The organism is Reyranella sp. (assembly GCF_017305915.1).
Classification (GTDB): domain Bacteria; phylum Pseudomonadota; class Alphaproteobacteria; order Reyranellales; family Reyranellaceae; genus Reyranella.
The window spans coordinates 20,037-39,801 of the sequence record NZ_JAFKJN010000042.1; the positions used below are offsets into that span (position 1 = coordinate 20,037).

The following is a 19,765-nucleotide window of genomic DNA, read 5'->3' on the forward strand; positions in this document are numbered from 1 at the left end:
CACAGCGCTCTAGGTCCTGAACCGCAGCAACAGGTGGTTGACGCCGTTCAGCTTGACGTAGAGGTCCTCGAACTGGGCGTAGAAATCCTCCCAGCGCGGCAGGCCGCCTTGCGCACCCATCGCGGTGTAGATCTCGGCCACCGACTTGCGGCCGTCGATCTGGCTGATGATGCGCGGTGCCAGCGCCGGCAGTTGCGCCCGCCACGGGAAGCCGTCGAGGTTGGCGATCAGCGGCGCGCCGGGCTGCAGGCTGGCGGCGAGCGTCGGCCCATCCATCTCGCGCAGCACCGGGATCGACTGGGTGTCCTCGGGCCGCGCCACCGTGTCGAAGCCGGCGCGCGTGGCATAGAAGACGTGGGTGCGCAGGTTGCCCGCGAGGCGCTCGGCGAAGGCGGCGCGCTCCAGCAGCGGCAGCGCGCTCGCCAGCCGCGCGATCACCGGATCGCTCATGTAGGTCGAGGGCTCGTAGCGCACCGGCTCGAGGAAGGCGACGACGCGCAGGCCGGCGCTCGCGGCCATGTCGCCGATCTCCGGCACGGTGTAGGCGCGGTCGATGCTGTGCAGCAGCAGGTCGTAGAGCCCGGCATCGCCGCCGGTGACGTGGTCGTTGAGATAGGGATTGCGGCGGAACAGGTTGGTGGTCGGCAGGAAGCGGATCAGCCGCTTGGCCATGGCGATGCGGTCGTTGACCTTCATCGACAGCGGCGCCAGCGTGCGCAGCAGCTCCTGCATCGGATAGACGCCGGTGCGGCCGTACTGGCCGTAGAGCATGATGCCGACGCCGCCCTCGTCGCGGAGCACCGAGGCCAGCGCCTGCATGCCGGCCGTCGGGTCGGGCAGGTGGTGCAGCACGCCGGTGCAGTCGACGTAGTCGAACTCGCCGATCGCCATGCCCGGCAGGTCGAGCAGCGAGCCGGTCAGGAAGGTGATGTTGCGCAGGCCGCGGACCTTGGCGCGGGCCTCGCAGATCGCCCGCGAGGCGGTCGACAGATCGAGATAGACGACCTCGCCCGGGCAGCGCCGGTCGACCAGTTGCTGGGCCAGCATGATGCAGGCATCGCCGGTGCCGCCGCCGGCCACCAGGGCGCGAAAGGGCCGGGCGAAGTTGAGCCGGCCGGAGAACAGGTAATGGTTGACCTCGAGGATATGGCTCGGGGTGCCGGTGATCAGCCGCAGGGCCTCCTCGCGCGGGTCGCGCGGCGGGTAGGGCAGCGCCTCGTACTGCGCGCGCACCTCGTCCAACGGCTGGGGAACGGTCATTATGACCTTGGTTCATGCTACAAATTCCCCGGTCATGAAAGGCTATTTCGGCATCGGGGTTGAGGGCATCAGCAAGGCGGTGAACGTGGGAACGCTGTTCCGCACCGCCCACGCCTTCGGCGCCTCGTTCGTGTTCACCGTGCGCGCCCAATACAACAGGCGCGAGGGCGGTCACGTCGACACGTCCGACACGCCGCGTTCGGTTCCGACCCATCATTTCGCCGGGCTGGAGGACTTCCGCCTGCCGCTCGGCTGCCGGCTGGTCGGGATCGAGATCACCGACGACGCGATCGAGCTGCCGTCGTTCCGCCATCCGCGCCAGGCGGCCTACATCCTGGGCGCCGAGCGCGAGGGCCTGTCGGCGGACATACAGTCGCGCTGCGATTATGTGGTGAAGATCCCCACCGCCTTCTCGGTCAATCTCGGCGTGGCTGGGGCGCTGATCATGTACGACCGGCTGATCAGCCTCGGCCGCCACGCGCCGCGGCCGGTGGCCGAGGGCGCGCCGACCGAAGCCGCACCGCTGCCGGTGTTCGGCGACCCGATCTACAAGCGCAAGCAGCGCCAGCGCGCCCGCGCCCAATCGAAAGCAGAGGCCAAGACATGACCGCACGCCTCGGCCTGGTGGTCGTCGGCGGCCTGCTGCTGGTGCAGGCCATCACCCTGCATCTGCTGGGCCGGGTCTGGATCTGCGAATGCGGCACGATCCGGCTGTGGGTCGGCGACATGCATTCGTCGGAGCTGTCGCAGCAGATCATGGACGTCTACACGCCGAGCCACGTCATCCACGGCATGCTGTTCTACGGCCTGCTCCATCTGCTGATGCCGCGGGCGCCGGTGCTGCTGCGGCTGGCGATCGCCGTCGGCATCGAGGCCGCCTGGGAGATCGCCGAGAACTCGCCACCGGTGATCGCCGAGTACCGCAAGCAGGCGACCGCCGCCGGCTACACCGGCGACAGCATCCTGAACTCGCTGCTGGACACCGTGGCGATGATGATCGGCTTCACCCTGGCCCGGCTGCTGCCCTGGCAGGTCACGGTGGCCTTGGCGATCATTGCCGAAGTGACCACCGGCGTGTTGTTCCACGACAACCTGACGCTCAATATCTTGAACTTTATTCATCGTTTTCCGGCGATCGAGGCTTGGCAGCGCAGGGTCTAGCGGGGCGGGGTCCAATGCACTATTTCAACGCCAAATGCCGGTCCTGACCCCCGAGCCGCTGCAGATCGTGGAGCCGTTCCGCGGCCGCAACGACACGCGCCGCAACCTGGTCGGCCTGTCGCGCGACGCCCTGAAGGCGACCCTGGCCGAGGCCGGGCTGGAGCCGTTCCGCGCCCGCCAGGTCTGGCAGTGGATCTACTGGCACGGCGTCACCGACTTCGGGTTGATGACCAACATCGCCAAGAAGACGCAGGGGCGGCTGGCCGAGCTGTTCGTCATCGAGCGGCCGCAGATCGTCACCGAGCAGCGCTCGGTCGACGGCACCCGCAAGTGGCTGCTGCGCTTCCCCGACGGCAACGAGGCCGAGACGGTCAACATCCCGGAGGAGGATCGCGGCTCGGTCTGCATCTCGAGCCAGGTCGGCTGCACGCTGACCTGCAGCTTCTGCCACACCGGCACCCAGCCGCTGGTGCGCAACCTGACGCCGGACGAGATCGTCGGCCAGTTCATGGTGGCACGCGACAGCTACGGCGAATGGCCGACGCCGACCGAGACCACGCGCATGCTTAGCAACATCGTCATGATGGGCATGGGCGAGCCGCTCTACAACTTCGACAACGTCGCGACCGCGTTGAAGATCGTGATGGACGAGCAGGGCATCGCCCTCAGCCGCCGCCGCATCACCCTCTCGACCTCCGGCGTCGTCCCGATGATCCCGAAGGTGGGCGAGGTGCTGGACGTGAACCTCGCGGTGTCGCTGCACGCGGTGAACGACGAGGTCCGCGACACGCTGGTGCCGATCAATCGCAAGTGGCCGATCAAGGAGCTGCTGAAGGCGTGCGCCGCCTATCCCGGCGCCAGGAACAGCCGGCGCATCACCTTCGAGTACGCCATGCTGAAGGGCGTCAACGACAGCGACGCCGACGCGCGCGAGCTGGTGCGGATCCTGACGCCGATCCACGCCAAGGTGAACCTGATCCCGTTCAATCCCTGGCCGGGCGCGCCCTACGAGTGCAGCTCGAACAACCGCATCCACCGCTTCGCCGAGATCGTCAACGACGGCGGCCTCAGCGCCCCGGTGCGCACGCCGCGCGGCCGCGACATCTCCGCCGCCTGCGGCCAGCTCAAGAGCGAGAGCGTGCGGGCGAAGGGCCAGCGCGTCCGACTTTGACGCGACACGGTCTTACTTGTAAGATACTGCTGATGGAAACCAAGATTTCGAGCAAGGGACAGGTCGTGCTGCCGAAGGCGCTTCGCGACAAGCGGCGCTGGAAGATCGGCACGCGCCTGACCGTGGAAGAGCGCGTCGACGGGGTTTTGCTCAAGCCCGTCGAGAAGACGAAGAAGCTCACCATCGACGACTGGGCGGGCATCTTCAGATACAAGGGGCCGACTCGAACGATCGGGGAAATGGACGCTGCGATCGTAGAGGAGGTTCGCCGGCGGCATGCGCGCGGTCGATACTAACCTCATCGTCCGGCTTTTCGTTCAGGATGACGCGGAACAGGTCAAGGCCGCGCGACTGGCGTTGGCCGCCGATACGGTCTTCCTACCGAAGAGCGTGATCGTCGAATTCGAATGGGTCATGCGCGGCGTATACCGGGAAACGAAAGCCGCGATCGCATCGGCGATCGAAACGATCCTGGCCACCGCGAATGTCGAGGTCGAGGATGCGGCGGCTGTCGCGCGGGCTGTCGACTGGTTCCGCAAGGGCCTGGATCTGACCGACGCCGTTCACCTCGCTTCGAGCGGCCATGCCGACGGGTTTGTCACTTTCGACGCACAAATGCGTCGGCGCTCGCAAGGCTTGGCCACAAGACCAGCGGTTATCGCTCCTTAGTTATCGGGAGTACGCCGCGACCTTCGACAGGAAGGCACGCTCGCTGGCGACCTGCGAAAGGTCGGCGTCGCTGGCCCAGGTGTCGAGGCTGCCGGTGGCGTATTCGGCGTAATAGGGCTCGTGGAAGTAATGCGGGAAGAGGTCGAGCAGGCCGTCCCAGGACGGCATGTCGCCCTTCTGCATCGAATCGACGATGACGACGAGCCCACCGGGCTTGAGCACGCGCGCCATCTCCTTGAGGACGGTGATGCGCACCTCGGTCGGCAGCTCATGCATCAGGAAGGACGAGACGACGAGGTCGAGGCTCTTGTCCTCGAACGGCAGCGTCTCGGCGGCGCCCTCGATCAGCTTCACCCGCGCGGTGCGGCCGATCAGGCGGCGGGCCTCGGCGAGATAGGGCGGGCTGAGATCGAGGCCGGTCCAGCGCAGGCCGGGCCAGGCATCGTGCAGGAAGGCGAGCAGCCGGCCGGTGCCGCAGCCCACGTCGAGGCCGCGCAGCTCGCGCTGGTTGCGGTCCTTGATCCAGTCGGCGATCGGCTTCAGGGCGCGGCGGCGCATGACGTCGGCGGCGCCGGTGAACAGCACCTCGACCTGGGTGTCGTAAAGGATAGCCGATTGCTCGCTCAGCCAGCCGTCGCTCTGGTGATGGAAGTTCTGGCGGTAGTACTCCGGCAGGCCGTCGGCCTGGGTGCCGGGCGGCAGCTCGTCCTCCAGTTTGCCGTGGCGGCGGGCATCGACGCTGGGCAGGTCGCGGAAATAGAGCAGGCTGCGGCGCAGGAACTCGCCCGGCTCGGCGTCGATCGCCCGCGGCGCGGGGAACAGGCCGGCCTCGATGTCCTGCCATTCGCGCGCGAACAATGCGCGCATGTCGGCCGTCATCTCGGCCCGGCTGGGCGTCGGCCCGACCGGGAAATCCGGCTTGGGCAAGGGCTTGAGCAGCCGCCGGCCGGCGGCATAGTGGCCGGCGTACCAGGCCACCCGTGCGGTCTGGCGGGCAGCATAGGTGAGGCGATCTAGGGTCGAGGCCATGGTTCGCGTTCCATTATAGCGTGCTTGCCCCCATAAAACCGGTGGCTATAGTCCCGCGCTTTCCGAAGCCATCGTAAAACGCCCGAGGGGCAGCATGAGCGTTTCTTATACCGGGCCCTACAAGAAGGGCGACATCAAGAAGGTGGTCCTCGCCTATTCGGGCGGCCTCGACACCTCGGTCATCCTGAAGTGGCTGCAGACCGCCTATGGCTGCGAGGTCGTGACCTTCACCGCCGATCTCGGCCAGGGCGAGGAGCTCGAGCCCGCGCGCAAGAAGGCCGAGATGGCGGGCGTGAAGCCCGAGAACATCTTCATCGACGACGTGCGCGAGGAGTTCGTGCGCGACTTCGTCTTCCCGATGTTCCGCGCCAACGCGCTCTACGAGGGCCAGTACCTGCTCGGCACCTCGATCGCCCGGCCGCTGATCGCCAAGCGCCAGATCGAGATCGCCAAGCAGACCGGCGCCGACGCCGTGGCGCACGGTGCCACCGGCAAGGGCAACGACCAGGTCCGCTTCGAGCTCACCTATTACGCGCTCAAGCCCGACATCAAGGTGATCGCGCCATGGCGCGAATGGGAGCTGACCTCGCGCACCAAGCTGCTCGAATTTGCCGAGAAGCACCAGATCCCGATCGCCAAGGATAAGCGCGGCGAGGCGCCGTTCTCGGTCGACGCCAACCTCCTGCACTCCTCGAGCGAAGGCAAGATCCTGGAGGATCCGTGGGAAGAGGCCGACGAGATGGTCTACCAGCGCACCATCTCGCCGGAAGCGGCGCCCGACAAGCCGACCTACATCACCATCGACTTCGAGAAGGGCGATGCCGTCGCGATCGACGGCGAGAAGATGTCGCCGGCGACGCTGCTCACCAGGCTCAACGAGCTGGGCAAGGCCAACGGCATCGGTCGCCTGGACCTGGTCGAGAACCGTTTCGTCGGCATGAAGAGCCGCGGCATCTACGAGACGCCGGGCGGCACGATCCTCTACGCCGCCCATCGCGGCATCGAATCGATCACGCTCGACCGCGGCGCTGGCCACCTCAAGGACGAGCTGATGCCCAAGTACGCCGAGCTCGTCTATTACGGCTTCTGGTACTCGCCCGAGCGCGAGATGCTCCAGGCGGCAATCGACAAGAGCCAGGAGAACGTCACCGGCACGGTGCGGCTCAAGCTCTACAAGGGCAACACCACCGTGGTCGGCCGCAAGTCGCCCAAGTCGCTCTACTCGATGCAGCACGTCACCTTCGAGGACGACCAGGGCGCCTATAACCAGCGCGACGCCGAGGGCTTCATCAAGCTCAACGCGCTGCGGCTGAGGCTGCGCGGGCTGGGGCAGGGCGGACCCAAGGCCTGACCTTCGGCCTCCCCTATATCCATAGCCTTTTCGACGTCGCGGCCTGGCTGGCCTCGATCGCGACGTTCTGGTTTTCCAGTCGCCGGTTGCCGGCGGCGGCCCTGCCCGGCAACCGCACCGATCAACCCGGCGCCTACGCTCTCACGGCTGGCACGGGTGCGCTGCTCGGCGCGGTATTCTTCGGCACCGTGAACACCTGGCTGAGCGGCCTGCACGCGCTCGGCTTCTCGATGGTGGGCGGCATCGCTGGCGGCATCGCCGCGATCGAGGTCTTCAAGCGCCTGACCGGTATCACTGGCTCGACCGGCATCGCCTTTGCCGCCCCTTTCGCCGCGACGGTGGCGGTCGGCCGGCTCGGCTGCTTCTTCGCCGGCCTCGACGACTACACTTACGGAACGCCGACCGGCCTGCCGTGGGGCGTCGATTTCGGCGACGGACCGCGCCATCCGGTGCAGCTCTACGAAGCGCTGGCGATGGCGGCGATGTGGGCGCTGCTGCTGGTCAAGCTGGCGCGCCGCGACCGCTTCTGGCTGGCCAACGGCTTTTATCTCGTCGCCGGCTGGTACGGCCTGCAGCGCTTCGCGTGGGAGTTCCTCAAGCCCTATGCAACCGTGGCCGGGCCGTTCAACCTGTTCCACTTGGTGTGTCTCGGACTGGTCGTATACGCTGTCGTGATGATCCGGAGGAACCCGGCTTCCTGAAGGAGGCGCATGTACGACGGTATCGCGCGCAAATCGGCACCCTACCTCTTCCTCGGCCAGACGACGTCGCTTTGCGAGACCTGCCTCGGCCTGGTGCCGACCAAGATCGTCGAGGAAGACGGCCGCATCTACTACTCCAAGCGCTGCACCGAGCACGGCGTGATGAAGACGCTGGTGTCCGACGATCCGGTCTACTGGCGCCGCACGCTCGAATATCTCAAGCCCGGCGACCGCCCGCTGGCGCCGGCCACGCGCACCGAGCGCGGCTGTCCCTGGGATTGCGGGCTCTGCCCCGACCATGAGCAGCATTCCTGCGTGGCGATCGTCGAGATCAACGAGGCCTGCAATCTCGCCTGCCCGGTCTGCTACGCCGATTCATCGCCCAAGCGCGACAGCCATCGCAGCCTCGCCGAGGTCGAGCGCATGTTCGACGCCCTGGTGGCGAGCGAGGGCGAGCCCGACCTGGTGCAGATCTCGGGCGGGGAGCCGACCATCCATCCGCAGATCCTCGAGATCATCGCGGCGGCGCGCGTCAGGCCGATCAAGCACGTGATGATCAACACCAACGGCATCCGCATCGCCGAAGATCCGGCGTTCGTCGACGCGCTGGCCGCGTTCAAGCCGGGCTTCGAGGTCTACCTGCAGTTCGATTCGCTCGACGATGCGGCGCTGCGCAACATCCGCGGCGCCAGCCTGTCGCGCATCCGTCGCGATGCGCTGGCGGCGCTCGAGCAGCGCAACATCTCGACCACGCTGGTCTGCACGGTGAAGCGCGGCGTCAACGACGGCGAGATCGGCGCCATCGTGAAGCACGCGCTGAAATACAAGTGCGTGCGCGGCATCAACTTCCAGCCGGTGCAGGATTCCGGCCGCAACGAAGGCTTCGATCCGGCGCGCAACCGGGTCGTGCTGTCGGAGATCCGCCGCCGCATCGTCGAGGAATCGGGCATCTTCGCCGATGGCGACATGATCCCGCTGCCCTGCAATCCGGCCTCGATCTCGATCGGCTACGGCCTGCGCGACGGCGAGACGGTGCTGCCGCTAACCTCGCTGGTGCCGCGCGAGGCGCTGCTGCCCGCCATCCCCAACGCGATCTCCTTCGAGAAGTATCCCGAGTTGCGCAAGCGCTTCGTCGACCTGCTGTCGCTCTCGACCGCCGACACCAACACCGCCGAGCGGCTGGGCTCGCTGCTGTGCTGCCTGCCCGACGTGCCGATGCCGCAGGGCTCGGGCTACGAGAACGTGTTCCGCATCACCATCGTCGAGTTCCTCGACCGCTTCAATTTCTGCCTCGGCAACGTCAAGCGCTCGTGCGTCCACTTCGTCACGCCCGACGGCAAGATCATCCCGTTCGACACCTACAACACCTTCTACAGGCCGGGCGCCGCAGGGAACGCCAGGCTCGCGGCGGAGCGCGCCCGATGAGCGACGACCGGCCGCCGCCACCACCTCCACCGCCGGTGCCGCCATTCCTGCCGACCGAGCCGAAGAGTCGGGGCCTCGGCTGGTTCTTCGCGGTGTCGGGCGGCATCGTGCTGGTGCTGACGCTGGGTTGCGTGCTCGCCGTGACCGGCGGCGACCTGTTCGGCGAGATGGGCGGGGTGGCGATCGTCTTCGGCGCGCCGACCTTCATCCTCGGTGCGGTCTTCCTCTGGCTGGGAACGCGCCGGCTGAAGCGACCGCTGCCCTAAGGGGTGCGCTTTTTCTCTGTCTGGGCAGGGATCGCCCAAAGCGCTAAGTCTCCCCCAATGCCCTTCGATGACGTGAGACGCCAGGGTCCGGGCGGCGGTTCCCACGAGCGTGCGATCAACCTGCCGCCGGCGCTGCTGGTGCTGATCGCGATCAACCTCGCCGTCCATCTGGCGCGCCAGATGATGAGCGAGTCGATGGATCAGCAGGTCGTGACCCAGCTCGGCCTGGTCCCCGAGGCCTATACCGGCGAGTCCGGCGGGCCGTGGTGGTCGCTGCTGCTGGCGCCGATCACCTACCAGTTCATCCATGGCGGCTGGGTGCATCTCGGCGTCAACATGATCACCCTGGCCGCCTTCGGCGCGCCGGTCGAGCGGCTGCTGGGCGTGCGCCGCTTCGTGCTCTTCTACCTGTCGGCCGGCGTGGTGGCGGGCTTCATCCATGTCGCCTTCTTTTCCACGTCGCCCGATCCGGTGGTCGGCGCCTCGGGCGCGATCAGCGGCGTGTTCGGCGCCGTGCTGATGGCGTTGCACCATGTCGGCCGGCTGAGGTCGCTGCTGCCGGTCGCCGGCATCTGGATCGCGCTCAACGTCTTCTTTGGCCTGTGGGGCAACGGCCCCGGCACCGGCGGCGAGCCGGTCGCCTGGGCCGCCCATATCGGTGGCTTCGTCTACGGCCTGGCCGCCTTCCGCCTGTTCCTGCCGGCGGCAATGCACGTGCCGCCGGAAAATCCCGGCGACGGCTGAGCCGTGGGCGAGGAGCTTCCGTTCCGGCGCTACGTCTCGGCCAACGTGGTGGCGCTGGCGCCGTCGGGCGTGGCGCTCGCGATCCTCTACTGGATGGGCGCGCTGGCCGGCCATCACGCGCTCGCCGCCTTCGTCGGCATCGCCGTCGTGACGGCGATCCTGGTACACCGCTATCTCCATTCGCTGAGCCGCTTCGCTCGCTTCGTCAGCGAGCTCTCGGGCGAGCAGGAGCCGGTGATGCCGCGTCTGTCCTTCGCGCCGGCCACCGAGGAGCTCGCCACTGCCGCCGCGACGCTAGCCGCCGGCTGGCGCCGCCAGCGCGCCTCGATCGACAATCTCGCCGCCTCGGCGCAGGCGATCGTCGACGGCCTGCCCGACCCGCTGATCGCGGTCGACCGCCAGCGCCGCATCGTGCGCTCCAACCGCGCCGCGGTGGCGCTGCTCGGCCCCCTGCTGCCCGACCGTGACCTGTCGACGGGCCTGCGCCAGCCCGAGCTGCTGGCGGCAATCGATTCGCTGCTGGCGACGGCCGACGGCAACTATGTCGGCCCCACCCACGTCGCCGTCGACCTCGTGCTGTCGGGTGTCTCCGAACGCGACGTCATCGCCCATGCCCGCCGCCTGCCGCGCGCCGCGGCCGACGGGTCGCTGGCGCTGGTCGTGCTGCACGACACCACCGCCCTGCGCCGGGCCGAGCGCATGCGCGCCGACTTCGTCGCCAACGCCAGCCACGAGCTCAAGACGCCGATCGCCGGCATCATGGGCTTCATCGAGACCCTGCGCGGGCCGGCGCGCGACGATGCGGTGGCGCGCGAACGCTTCCTCGGCATCATGGCCGAGCAGGCCGACCGCATGCGCCGTCTGGTCGACGACCTCCTGATGCTGTCGCGGATCGAGCAGCACGAGCACGCCCGGCCCGAGGCGCCGGTCGATGTCCGCCGGGTGCTCGAGGGCGTGCGCGACCTGCTGCAGCTCAAGGCCTCCTCGCGCAAGGTCGCGATCGAGCTGTCGATCGACCCCGGGCTGCCCCAGGCGATCGGCGACCACGACGAGCTCACCGTGGTGTTCCAGAACCTGGTCGACAACGCGGTGAAGTACGCCAAGCCCGCGACCACGGTGAAGGTGGCGGCCCGGCTGGTCGGGGCTGAGCGGCTGGCCATCGCCGTCAGCGACGAGGGCGATGGCATCCCGGCCGCCCACCTGCCGCGCCTGACCGAGCGCTTCTACCGGGTCGACAATGCCCGCTCGCGCCTGCTCGGCGGCACCGGGCTGGGCCTCGCCATCGTCAAGCACGTGGTCAACCGCCACCGTGGCCGGCTCGACATCCAGAGCACCCCGGGCAAGGGCTCGGTCTTCACCGTCACCCTGCCGGCCGTGGCGTCGTAGAAGCTGTGGATAAGCCTGGTCGGGCGAGTCGCTTTACGGGCAATGGAACGCGAGTCGCTGCAGTTTGGCGCGCATGACGATGTCCCGACTTTTCGTCCGAACCGCTGCGCGCCCGGGCGCTGAGGAACCGGGCGCGGGATAGGGGAAATCCGTCAAAAAAATTTTGGGATTCAGCGGCCTCCGATCCCGACGCCATCGGCATTTGCCCCGTCCCACGGCCCCCTGGGACGGATGGGACGCTTGTTGGAGGAGGGGCCAAATGTCACGCCAAGGCATTAATCCTCAGGGTCGCCGCCGCTGTAACTCAACTGTCACATAACAGTCATATTACGGAGAGGTTGGCCTTCTACCCGTGGCGCACTGCTTCTGAAGGAGGGGCATCCCGTGAATTTCATCAAGACCCTGCTGACCGGCGCCGTCGCCGTGACGGTGTCGTGGTCCGCTTCCGCCGCTGACATCTCCGGCGCCGGCGCGACCTTTCCGTACCCGGTCTATGCCAAGTGGGCGGACGCCTACAAGAAGGAGACCGGTGTCGGCCTGAACTACCAGTCGATCGGCTCGGGCGGCGGCATCAAGCAGATCAAGGCCAAGACCGTGACCTTCGGTGCCTCCGACGCGCCGCTTCCGGGCAAGGAGCTCGACGAGTCGGGCCTCGCCCAGTTCCCGATGGTGATGGGCGGCATCGTGCCGGTCGTGAATCTCGAGGGCGTGGCCCCGGGCGAGCTGACGATCGACGGCCCGACGCTGGCCAACATCTTCCTCGGCACGATCAAGAAGTGGGATGATCCGGCGATCGCCAAGCTGAACCCCGGCAAGAAGCTGCCCTCGAGCGCCATCGCGCTGGTCCACCGCTCCGACGGGTCGGGCACCACCTACAACTTCACCTACTACCTCTCCGACGTGAGCCCGGACTGGAAGAGCAAGGTCGGCACCAACACCGCCGTGCAGTGGCCGGCCGGCATCGGCGCCAAGGGCAACGAGGGCGTCGCCAACAACGTGGCGAACACCAAAGGCTCGATCGGCTACGTCGAGTACGCCTACGCCAAGCAGAACAAGCTCACGCACACCAAGATGATCAACAAGGCCGGCAAGACCGTGTCGCCGACCGCGGAGACCTTCCAGGCCGCCGCCGCCAACGCCGACTGGAAGAGCCAGCCGGGCTACGGCGTGATCCTCGCCAACCAGCCGGGCGACCAGTCGTGGCCGATGACCGCCGCGACCTGGATCCTGATCTACAAGAAGCCGACCGACGCCGCGACGACCGGCGAGGCGCTGAAGTTCTTCGGCTGGTCGTATGCCAAGGGCGCGACCATGGCCAAGGACCTCGACTACGTGCCGATGCCGGCCAACGTCGTCGCCGACATCCAGAAGATGTGGTCGGCCGACATCAAGGACTCGAGCGGCAAGCCGCTCTACTCGATGACGCATTGAGGAAGATCCCTCGCTGCGCTCGGGATGACAGTTGTCGTACCGGGCGCAGGCCGAGGGTTCCTTCGTTTACCTGGGGTGCGAGGGGGCGTACGTGTCCGAAGTGGCATTGAAGGAAACGACACTATCCGGGGGGCAGGCGACGTCGCGCGCCGCGGTGCTGCGGCGCCTGCGGACCAGCGACATCCTGTTCAAGTCGCTGACGCGGGCCGCGGCGATCGCCGTTCTGGTGCTGCTGAGCGGCACCATCCTGTCGCTGGTCATCGGCGCGGCGCCGGCATTCGGCGCGTTCGGCTTCGGCTTCCTCGTGACCGAGGTGTGGAACCCGGTGACCGAGCAGTTCGGCGCGCTGGCGCCGATCTACGGCACCCTGGTGACCTCGTTCATCGCCATGCTGATCGCGGTGCCGGTGGGCATCATGATCGCCTTCTTCCTGACCGAGCTCTGCCCGATGATGCTGCGGCGGCCGATCGCCATCGCCATCGAGCTGCTGGCCGGCATCCCGTCGATCATCTACGGCATCTGGGGCCTGTTCGTCTTCGCGCCGTTCGTGCAGAAGTACATCCAGCCGGCCCTGATCGGCACCTTCGAGAACGTGCCGGTCCTGAATTCGCTGTTCGAAGGCCCGCCGTACGGCATCGGCATGCTGACCGCAGGATTCATCCTGGCGATCATGGTGCTGCCCTTCATCACGGCGATCTCGCGCGACGTGTTCGACGCGGTGCCGGCGGTGCTCAAGGAGGCGACCTACGGCCTCGGCTGCACCACCTGGGAAGTCTTCAAGCACGTCATCCTGCCCTATACCCGCATCGGCGTGATCGGCGGCGTGATGTTGGGCCTCGGCCGCGCGCTCGGCGAGACCATGGCCGTGACCTTCGTGATCGGCAATGCCCACAAGGTGTCGGCCTCGATCCTGGCGCCGGGCACCACGATCTCGGCCTCGATCGCCAACGAATTCACCGAGGCGGTCGGCGACCTCTACACCTCTTCGCTGATCGCGCTCGGCCTGATCCTGTTCTTCATCACCTTCATCGTGCTGGCGGCCGCGCGTTACATGCTGCTGCGTCTCCAGCAGAAGGCGGGCTGAGATGGCTGCTGCCAGCACTGCGACCTCGTCGCTCTATTCCCGTCGGCGGCGCGGCGACCACATCGCCACCGGGCTGGCCTATGCCGCGGCCGCCTTCGGCCTGGGCTGGCTGATCCTGATCCTGGGCGTGCTGGTCTACGAGGGCATCGGCGGCCTGTCGCTGTCGGTGTTCACCGAGAACACGCCGCCGCCGGGCTCGGCCGGCGGCCTGCTCAACGCCATCACCGGCAGTATCATCATGACGGTCCTGGCGGTCCTGATCGGCACGCCGATCGGCATCCTGGCCGGCACCTACATGGCCGAGTACGGAAGGCACGACAAGCTCGCCATGATCGTGCGCTTCATCAACGATATCCTGCTCAGCGCGCCGTCGGTGGTGGTCGGCCTGTTCATCTACGAGATCATGGTCGCGCCGATGGGCCACTTCTCGGGCTACGCCGGCTCGGTGGCACTGGCGGTGATCGTGATCCCGGTCGTGGTCCGCACCACCGAGGACATGCTGCGCCTGGTGCCCGACACCCTGCGCGAGGCGGCCGCCTCGATCGGCCTGCCGCGCTCGCTGATGATCATGCGCATCGCCTACCGGGCGGCCCGTGCCGGCATCGTCACCGGCATCCTGCTGGCGATCGCCCGGATCAGCGGCGAGACCGCGCCGCTGCTCTTCACCGCGCTCAACAACCAGTTCTTCAGCACCAACATGAACGCACCGATGCCGAGCCTGCCGGTCGTCATCTTCCAGTTCGCGCTGTCGCCCTACGAGGAGTGGCAGAAGCTCGCCTGGACCGGCGCGCTCCTGATCACCGTCACCGTGCTGGCGCTCAGCGTCCTTGCCCGTTCTCTCACCGCGAGAAAATAAATGAGCATGGCTTCCTCCCAGGACGTTTCGGCCGGCACGGCGACGGTGACCCACCGCGGCGTCGAGGCCAAGGGCCTGACGCCCAAGGTGTCGCTCAAGAACCTCGAGTTCTTCTACGGCGACAGCCGGGCGCTCAAGGGCATCAACCTGTCGCTCTACGCCAACAAGACGACCGCCTTCATCGGCCCGTCGGGCTGCGGCAAGTCGACCCTGCTGCGCGTCCTGAACCGCATGTACGACCTCTACCCGGGCCAGCGCGCCACCGGCGAGGTGATGTTCGACGGCGAGAACCTGCTCGACGCCGGCGTCGACATCAATCTGTTGCGCGCCCGCATCGGCATGGTGTTCCAGAAGCCGACGCCGTTCCCGATGACGATCTACGAGAACATCGCCTTCGGCATCCGGCTGTACGACAAGCTGCCGCGCGCCGAGGTCGACGCCCGCGTCGAGCACGCGCTGCGCCGTGCCGCGCTGTGGGACGAGGTCAAGGACAAGCTCGCCTCGTCGGGCCTCGGCCTGTCGGGCGGCCAGCAGCAGCGCCTCTGCATCGCCCGCACCGTGGCGGTGAAGCCCGAGGTCATCCTGTTCGACGAGCCGTGCTCGGCGCTCGATCCGATCTCGACTGCCAAGATCGAGGAGCTGATCGACGAGCTGAAGCAGGACTACACGATCGTCATCGTGACCCACAACATGCAGCAGGCGGCGCGCGTCTCCGACTTCACCGCGTTCATGTATCTCGGCGACCTGGTCGAGTTCGACGTCACCGAGAAGATCTTCACCAACCCCAGCGACAGGCGCACCCAGGCCTACATCACCGGCCGGTTCGGCTGACCAACGATCGCAAAAGGAACAGCGACATGGCGAGCGACCACATTCTCAAGCGTTTCGACGAGGACCTCGAGCGCCTCAACGCCACGATCAACGAGATGGGCGGCCTGACCGAGAGCCAGTTCTCCAAGGCGCTCACCGCGGTGCGCGAACGCGATTCGCAGACCGCCGAGGAGGTGATCGCCGAGGATCCCCGCGTCGACGCCCTGGACCAGGCGGTCCAGGAGCAGACGGTCAAGCTGCTGGCGCTGCGCCAGCCGATGGCCAACGACCTGCGCGTCGTGCTGTCCTCGATCAAGATCGCGGCGGCGCTGGAGCGCATCGCCGACTACGCCAAGAACACCGCCAAGCGCAGCATCGTGCTGACCCAGGGCTCGGTGCCGCCGTCGGCGGTGGTCGGCATCGACCGGCTCGGCCGGCTGGTGCGCACGGCGCTCAAGGACGTGCTCGACGCCTTCGCCGACGACGACGTCGAGAAGGCGCACGACGTGTGGACCCGCGACGAGGAGATCGACCAGGTCTACACCGGCCTGTTCCGCGAGATCCTGACCTACATGATGGAAGACCCGCGCAACATCTCCTCCTGCACGCATCTGCTGTTCATGGCCAAGAACATCGAGCGTGCCGGCGACCATGTCACCAACATCGCCGAGCTGGTGAGCTTCCGCTCGACCGGCCAGAGCTTCGCCGAGGCCCGCCGCAAGGGCTCGGGCGCCCTCTACAGCACGGATGCCACGCCGTGAACGTCGCGACCGCCCCTTCGCGCCGCGAAGCCCACACCGCGTCGGTCAAGCCTCGGGTGCTGGTCGTCGAGGACGAGACCGCCCTGGTCGAGCTGCTGCGCTACAACCTCGAGCAGGCGGGCTTCCACGTCTCGGTCGCCTATGACGGCGAGGAGGCGCTGGCCTCCGTCCAGGAGGACGTGCCCGACCTGGTGCTGCTCGACTGGATGCTGCCCTTGATGTCGGGCATCGAGGTCTGCCGGCAGCTCCGCCGCCAGACCATCACCGCCAACCTGCCGATCATCATGCTGACGGCGCGAGGCGAGGAGGGCGACCGCGTGCGCGGCCTCGACGCCGGCGCCGACGACTACGTCGCCAAGCCGTTCTCGCCGACCGAGCTGGTGGCGCGCATTCGCGCCGTGTTGCGCCGCATCAGGCCGGCGCTGGCCGACGAGGCGCTCTCCTATGCCGACATCGTCATGGACCTGGTGGCGCACCGCGTGACCCGCGGCGGCAAGCCGGTCCATCTCGGGCCGACCGAGTTCCGCCTGCTGCGCCATTTCATGGAGCATCCCGGCCGCGTCTTCAGCCGTGAGCAGCTGCTCGATTCGGTGTGGGGCAAGGACGTCTATGTCGAGGCGCGCACCGTCGATGTGCACATCCGCCGCCTGCGCATCGCGCTGAACGGCGACGACCGCGCCGACGTGATCCGCACCGTCCGCGCCGCCGGCTACGCCCTCGATGCCCAGGCCTGACTGACGGCCGTCAGTTTTCCACAGTGCCCGTCACGGTTTTGTAGCCGCCTGCCGGTACACCGACCTTGCCTATTCCGCGCCGGCATCCCACGCCCCGCTCCGGATAGGCAGGTTCCCCGGCGCGGTTCAAAACCCGCCGTCCTACTGCCCCTCCTTCGTGCCCGAAGGAGGGGTTTCTTTTTCGAAGTGCCGCCACACGATCAGCGACAGCACCAGCGCCGGCACGCCGAGCAGGGTGGTGTAGACGAAGAAGATCGCATAGCCGCCGAACTTGTGGCCGGTCGCGTTGCCCGCCTGCAGCGTGTCGACCACCCAGCCGGAGTAGCCGGCGATCACCTTGCCAGGCAGGGTCATGATCGAGCTGAACAGGGCGTACTGGGTCGCCGTGTAGGCGGCGTTGGTCAGGCCCGACAGGAAGGCGATGAACACGGTGCCGGCCATGCCGCTCACCAGGTTGTCGATGCTGATGGCGGCGGTGAGGATCAGGGTGTCGGGCTGGCCGACCCAGGCGAGCCAGGTGAAGGCGAGGTTCGACACTGCGATCAGGATCACCGACGGCGCCAGCAGCCGCGCCGCGCCGATGCGGAACACCAGCGTGCCGCCCAGGAACGCGCCCAGCATCTGCATCACGAAGCCGTAGAGCTTGGTGACGTTGGCGATCTGGTCGAGCGAGAAACCGATGTCGATGTAGAAGGGGTTGGCCATCACGCCCATGGCGATGTCGCTCAGCCGGAACAGGCCGATGAAGGCGAGCAAGGTCAGGCCGTGCCAGCGGTAGCGTACGAAGAAGTCGACGAACGGGCAGACGATCGCGCCATAGAAGAAGACCAGCGCGTCGCGCAGCCAGGACGGCACGTGGCCGAGACGCTCGGCGAAGTCGGCGATCTTGCCCTCGCGCTCGGCGGCCTCGGCCGGCATCCGCTTCTCGGGCTCGGAGATGATCAGGGTGGTGACGAGGCCGACCAGCGCGCAGGCCGCCATCGACTTGTAGGCGACCGGCCACGAGCCGTATTCGGCGATGTAGAGCGCGCCGGCGCCGGCGACCAGCCGCACGGCAATGCCGTAGCCCAGCTGGTAGGTCGCGGCAGTGGCGCCCTGCAGGCTCTGGTCGGTCGCCTCGATGCGGAAGGCGTCCATCGCGATATCCTGGGTCGCCGAGGAGAAGGCGACGATCAGGGCGAACACGACCAGCCACCACAGGTCCTCGCGCGGATCGCAAAACGACATGGCGAGCAGGCCCGAGCCGATGCCGATCTGGGCGAGCAACATCCAGGAGCGGCGGCGGCCGAGCCACCGGGTCAAGAGCGGCAGCGGCACGCGGTCGACCACCGGCGACCACACGAACTTGAAGGAGTAGGTGATGCCGATCCAGGAGATGAAGCCGATCGCGGTGCGGCTGACGCCGTACTGGCGCAGCCACGCCGACAGCGTCGAGAACACCAGCAGGAACGGCAGCCCGGCCGAGAAACCGAGGAACAGCAGCGTGACGACGCGCGGATGCGTGTAGGTGGCGAGCGTCTCGCCCCAGTCCCGCCGCCGGGACTCGACGGTCAAATCAGGTCCCTGAGCGGCGTCTCCGGCCGCGGGCCGACATGGGAGATGATCTCGGCCGCCGCGACGCCGCCGAGTCGTGCGCATTCGGCGAGCGGCTTGCCGCGGGTGAAGCCGTAGAGGAAGCCCGACGCGTAGAGGTCGCCGGCGCCGGTGGTATCGACCAGCTTCGTGATCGGCGCGGCCGGCACGGCATGGGTCTCGCTGCCCTTGATCACCACCGAGCCTTTCTCGCTGCGGGTGAGGGCGGCGATCTTGCCTTCCTTGCGGGTGGCCTCGAGCGCCTTCTCGAAACTGTCGACCTGGTAGAGCGATTTGATCTCGGCCTCGTTGCCGAACAGGATGTCGATCTTGTCGCGGATCAGGGCGCGGAACTCGTCGCGATAGCGGTCGACGCAGAACGAATCCGACAAGGTGATCGACACCAGCCGGCCGGCAGCGTGCGCGGCATCGAAGGCCTTCAGCACCGCCTTCTTGGCCTCCGGCTCGTCCCACAGATAGCCTTCGACGTAGGTGACCTGCGCCGCGGCCACGAGCTTGGTGTCGATGTCTCCGGGGCCAAGGCCGGTGCAGGCGCCGAGATAGGTGTTCATGGTGCGCTGCGCGTCGGGCGTCACCAGGATCAGGCAGCGCGCGGTCGAGGGGCCAGAGGTCGCCTGCGGCGTGTCGAAGGCGACGCCGATCGCTTTCAGGTCGTGGCTGAACACCGCGCCGAGCTGATCCTGCTTGACCTTGCCGATGTACGCACCCTTGCCGCCCAGCGAGGCGATGCCGGCCATGGTGTTGCCGCACGAGCCGCCGGAGACCTCGACGCCCGAGCCCATCGCCGCATAGAGCGTCTCGGCGCGCGCTTCGTCGATCAGCATCATGCTGCCCTTGGTCAGCGTGTGCTTCTGCAGGAACGCCTCGTCGGCATGGCTGATCACGTCGACAATCGCATTGCCGATCCCGAGCACGTCGTATGAGGTCATGAAATCTCCAACAGATGCATACCGGGCCTGGTTTCTTCCAGGAGCGTCACGATGCCGGCTACGGTGAAGGGAACGTCGCTGCGCAGGGTCGTGCGGTCGATGTCGAGGGACCGCAACCCCATCTCGCATACGATGAAGCGAGCGCCAAGCTCGATGCAGGCTTGCAGCAGCGTCTCGAAGTCGCCCACCCCGCGCTCGCGATTGAGGGCATCGCGCTCCCAGTCCTGGAGCTGCGGCGGCGTCATCAGCGCGCGCAGGCCGCCCATGGTGAAGAACAGGACGGCGGTCTGGTTGATCGCGAGCGCAGCACTCGCCATCGCCAGCGCATAGTGCGCGTCCTCGTACTTGTCCGAGCGGACGATGATCGACAAGCCGCTCATGAGGGGCCGCCGCTCATGCGTGCC

Annotated in this window: 22 protein-coding genes; 17 read left to right on the forward strand and 5 right to left on the reverse strand. The window is 67.4% G+C overall.

Features of this window, described 5'->3' with window-relative positions; all coding sequences use genetic code 11:
• Window positions 1-9: 9 nt before the first annotated feature.
• A complete protein-coding gene (locus J0J01_RS30765) occupies window positions 10-1,260 on the reverse strand; it encodes a methyltransferase (RefSeq protein WP_296387455.1) in 1,251 nt (416 codons plus the stop codon).
• Window positions 1,261-1,294: 34 nt separating this feature from the next.
• On the opposite strand from J0J01_RS30765, the gene J0J01_RS30770 reads away from it, so the two are divergent.
• From J0J01_RS30770 to J0J01_RS30790, 5 genes are read left to right on the forward strand one after another with little or no spacing between them, the layout of a single operon-like run.
• Window positions 1,295-1,867 carry an RNA methyltransferase gene (locus tag J0J01_RS30770; RefSeq protein ID WP_296387456.1) on the forward strand — a complete coding sequence of 191 codons (573 nt, stop codon included), beginning with the start codon at window positions 1,295-1,297 and terminating at the stop codon, window positions 1,865-1,867.
• Window positions 1,864-2,421, forward strand: a complete 558-nt coding sequence (locus tag J0J01_RS30775) for a DUF2585 family protein (protein ID WP_296387457.1) — start codon at window positions 1,864-1,866, stop codon at window positions 2,419-2,421. Before J0J01_RS30770 ends, J0J01_RS30775 begins: the two co-directional genes overlap by 4 nt.
• Before the next feature lie 34 nt (window positions 2,422-2,455).
• Complete coding sequence (rlmN, locus tag J0J01_RS30780; protein ID WP_296387458.1) at window positions 2,456-3,592, forward strand: 23S rRNA (adenine(2503)-C(2))-methyltransferase RlmN; 1,137 nt, start codon at window positions 2,456-2,458, stop codon at window positions 3,590-3,592.
• A gap of 32 nt (window positions 3,593-3,624) precedes the next feature.
• Window positions 3,625-3,888, forward strand: a complete 264-nt coding sequence (locus J0J01_RS30785; protein ID WP_296387459.1) for an AbrB/MazE/SpoVT family DNA-binding domain-containing protein — start codon at window positions 3,625-3,627, stop codon at window positions 3,886-3,888.
• Window positions 3,869-4,261: a type II toxin-antitoxin system VapC family toxin gene (locus J0J01_RS30790; RefSeq protein WP_296387460.1), complete on the forward strand. Its 393-nt coding sequence runs from the start codon at window positions 3,869-3,871 to the stop codon at window positions 4,259-4,261. Before J0J01_RS30785 ends, J0J01_RS30790 begins: the two co-directional genes overlap by 20 nt.
• On the opposite strand, the gene J0J01_RS30795 is transcribed toward J0J01_RS30790, so the two are convergent.
• A complete protein-coding gene (locus tag J0J01_RS30795; RefSeq protein WP_296387461.1) occupies window positions 4,262-5,290 on the reverse strand; it encodes a class I SAM-dependent methyltransferase in 1,029 nt (342 codons plus the stop codon).
• Window positions 5,291-5,384: 94 nt separating this feature from the next.
• On the opposite strand from J0J01_RS30795, the gene J0J01_RS30800 reads away from it, so the two are divergent.
• The 12 genes from J0J01_RS30800 (at window position 5,385) to phoB (ending at window position 16,839) form a co-directional block, all read left to right on the forward strand.
• A complete protein-coding gene (locus J0J01_RS30800) occupies window positions 5,385-6,641 on the forward strand; it encodes an argininosuccinate synthase (protein WP_296387462.1) in 1,257 nt (418 codons plus the stop codon).
• Window positions 6,638-7,342, forward strand: coding sequence for a prolipoprotein diacylglyceryl transferase family protein (locus tag J0J01_RS30805; RefSeq protein WP_296387485.1), 705 nt, complete (start codon window positions 6,638-6,640; stop codon window positions 7,340-7,342). Before J0J01_RS30800 ends, J0J01_RS30805 begins: the two co-directional genes overlap by 4 nt.
• A gap of 9 nt (window positions 7,343-7,351) precedes the next feature.
• Window positions 7,352-8,767 carry a radical SAM protein gene (locus J0J01_RS30810; RefSeq protein ID WP_296387463.1) on the forward strand — a complete coding sequence of 472 codons (1,416 nt, stop codon included), beginning with the start codon at window positions 7,352-7,354 and terminating at the stop codon, window positions 8,765-8,767.
• On the forward strand, window positions 8,764-9,033 hold the full coding sequence (locus J0J01_RS30815; protein ID WP_296387464.1) for a hypothetical protein: 270 nt from the start codon (window positions 8,764-8,766) through the stop codon (window positions 9,031-9,033). Before J0J01_RS30810 ends, J0J01_RS30815 begins: the two co-directional genes overlap by 4 nt.
• Window positions 9,034-9,105: 72 nt before the next feature.
• Entirely contained in the window at window positions 9,106-9,777 is a 672-nt protein-coding gene (locus J0J01_RS30820) for a rhomboid family intramembrane serine protease (protein ID WP_296387465.1), read from the forward strand.
• Between the two features lie 3 nt (window positions 9,778-9,780).
• Complete coding sequence (locus J0J01_RS30825; protein WP_296387466.1) at window positions 9,781-11,163, forward strand: ATP-binding protein; 1,383 nt, start codon at window positions 9,781-9,783, stop codon at window positions 11,161-11,163.
• Window positions 11,164-11,547: 384 nt separating this feature from the next.
• Complete coding sequence (gene pstS / locus J0J01_RS30830; protein WP_296387467.1) at window positions 11,548-12,594, forward strand: phosphate ABC transporter substrate-binding protein PstS; 1,047 nt, start codon at window positions 11,548-11,550, stop codon at window positions 12,592-12,594.
• A 100-nt stretch (window positions 12,595-12,694) separates the two neighbouring features.
• The gene (gene pstC, locus J0J01_RS30835) at window positions 12,695-13,678 is read left to right on the forward strand and encodes a phosphate ABC transporter permease subunit PstC (protein ID WP_296387486.1); all 984 of its coding nucleotides are present in this window, start codon (window positions 12,695-12,697) and stop codon (window positions 13,676-13,678) included.
• 1 nt (window position 13,679) lies between these two features.
• Window positions 13,680-14,534, forward strand: a complete 855-nt coding sequence (gene pstA, locus J0J01_RS30840) for a phosphate ABC transporter permease PstA (protein ID WP_296387468.1) — start codon at window positions 13,680-13,682, stop codon at window positions 14,532-14,534.
• A 6-nt stretch (window positions 14,535-14,540) separates the two neighbouring features.
• A complete protein-coding gene (pstB, locus tag J0J01_RS30845; RefSeq protein WP_296387469.1) occupies window positions 14,541-15,365 on the forward strand; it encodes a phosphate ABC transporter ATP-binding protein PstB in 825 nt (274 codons plus the stop codon).
• A 26-nt stretch (window positions 15,366-15,391) separates the two neighbouring features.
• Window positions 15,392-16,105 (forward strand): phosphate signaling complex protein PhoU, encoded by a 714-nt coding sequence (gene phoU / locus J0J01_RS30850; protein WP_296387470.1) that lies wholly within the window; start codon window positions 15,392-15,394, stop codon window positions 16,103-16,105.
• Window positions 16,102-16,839, forward strand: a complete 738-nt coding sequence (gene phoB / locus J0J01_RS30855; RefSeq protein ID WP_296387471.1) for a phosphate regulon transcriptional regulator PhoB — start codon at window positions 16,102-16,104, stop codon at window positions 16,837-16,839. Before phoU ends, phoB begins: the two co-directional genes overlap by 4 nt.
• A gap of 141 nt (window positions 16,840-16,980) precedes the next feature.
• Here the strand turns inward: phoB and J0J01_RS30860 are convergent, their stop codons facing one another.
• Genes J0J01_RS30860 through J0J01_RS30870 form a run of 3 tightly spaced genes read right to left on the reverse strand, consistent with a single transcriptional unit; the run spans window position 16,981 to window position 19,741 of the window.
• Window positions 16,981-18,393, reverse strand: coding sequence for an MFS transporter (locus tag J0J01_RS30860; protein WP_296387472.1), 1,413 nt, complete (start codon window positions 18,391-18,393; stop codon window positions 16,981-16,983).
• Window positions 18,390-19,361, reverse strand: a complete 972-nt coding sequence (locus tag J0J01_RS30865; RefSeq protein ID WP_296387473.1) for an adenosine kinase — start codon at window positions 19,359-19,361, stop codon at window positions 18,390-18,392. Before J0J01_RS30865 ends, J0J01_RS30860 begins: the two co-directional genes overlap by 4 nt.
• Complete coding sequence (locus J0J01_RS30870; protein WP_296387474.1) at window positions 19,358-19,741, reverse strand: DsrE family protein; 384 nt, start codon at window positions 19,739-19,741, stop codon at window positions 19,358-19,360. The genes J0J01_RS30865 and J0J01_RS30870 overlap by 4 nt, the downstream gene beginning before the upstream one ends.
• Between the last annotated feature and the right edge of the window lie 24 nt (window positions 19,742-19,765).

What these genes read in the sequence shown, in the direction of transcription:
- pstA (WP_296387468.1), top strand. Translation starts at nt 13,680, where the DNA reads ATGGCTGCTGCCAGCACTGCGACCTCGTCGCTCTATTCCCGTCGGCGG.
- phoU (WP_296387470.1), top strand. Translation starts at nt 15,392, where the DNA reads ATGGCGAGCGACCACATTCTCAAGCGTTTCGACGAGGACCTCGAGCGC.
- J0J01_RS30870 (WP_296387474.1), bottom strand. Translation starts at nt 19,741, where the DNA reads ATGAGCGGCTTGTCGATCATCGTCCGCTCGGACAAGTACGAGGACGCG.
- J0J01_RS30810 (WP_296387463.1), top strand. Translation starts at nt 7,352, where the DNA reads ATGTACGACGGTATCGCGCGCAAATCGGCACCCTACCTCTTCCTCGGC.
- rlmN (WP_296387458.1), top strand. Translation starts at nt 2,456, where the DNA reads ATGCCGGTCCTGACCCCCGAGCCGCTGCAGATCGTGGAGCCGTTCCGC.
- pstB (WP_296387469.1), top strand. Translation starts at nt 14,541, where the DNA reads ATGGCTTCCTCCCAGGACGTTTCGGCCGGCACGGCGACGGTGACCCAC.
- J0J01_RS30800 (WP_296387462.1), top strand. Translation starts at nt 5,385, where the DNA reads ATGAGCGTTTCTTATACCGGGCCCTACAAGAAGGGCGACATCAAGAAG.
- J0J01_RS30765 (WP_296387455.1), bottom strand. Translation starts at nt 1,260, where the DNA reads ATGACCGTTCCCCAGCCGTTGGACGAGGTGCGCGCGCAGTACGAGGCG.
- J0J01_RS30865 (WP_296387473.1), bottom strand. Translation starts at nt 19,361, where the DNA reads ATGACCTCATACGACGTGCTCGGGATCGGCAATGCGATTGTCGACGTG.
- J0J01_RS30790 (WP_296387460.1), top strand. Translation starts at nt 3,869, where the DNA reads ATGCGCGCGGTCGATACTAACCTCATCGTCCGGCTTTTCGTTCAGGAT.
- J0J01_RS30785 (WP_296387459.1), top strand. Translation starts at nt 3,625, where the DNA reads ATGGAAACCAAGATTTCGAGCAAGGGACAGGTCGTGCTGCCGAAGGCG.
- J0J01_RS30775 (WP_296387457.1), top strand. Translation starts at nt 1,864, where the DNA reads ATGACCGCACGCCTCGGCCTGGTGGTCGTCGGCGGCCTGCTGCTGGTG.
- J0J01_RS30815 (WP_296387464.1), top strand. Translation starts at nt 8,764, where the DNA reads ATGAGCGACGACCGGCCGCCGCCACCACCTCCACCGCCGGTGCCGCCA.
- J0J01_RS30770 (WP_296387456.1), top strand. Translation starts at nt 1,295, where the DNA reads ATGAAAGGCTATTTCGGCATCGGGGTTGAGGGCATCAGCAAGGCGGTG.
- J0J01_RS30795 (WP_296387461.1), bottom strand. Translation starts at nt 5,290, where the DNA reads ATGGCCTCGACCCTAGATCGCCTCACCTATGCTGCCCGCCAGACCGCA.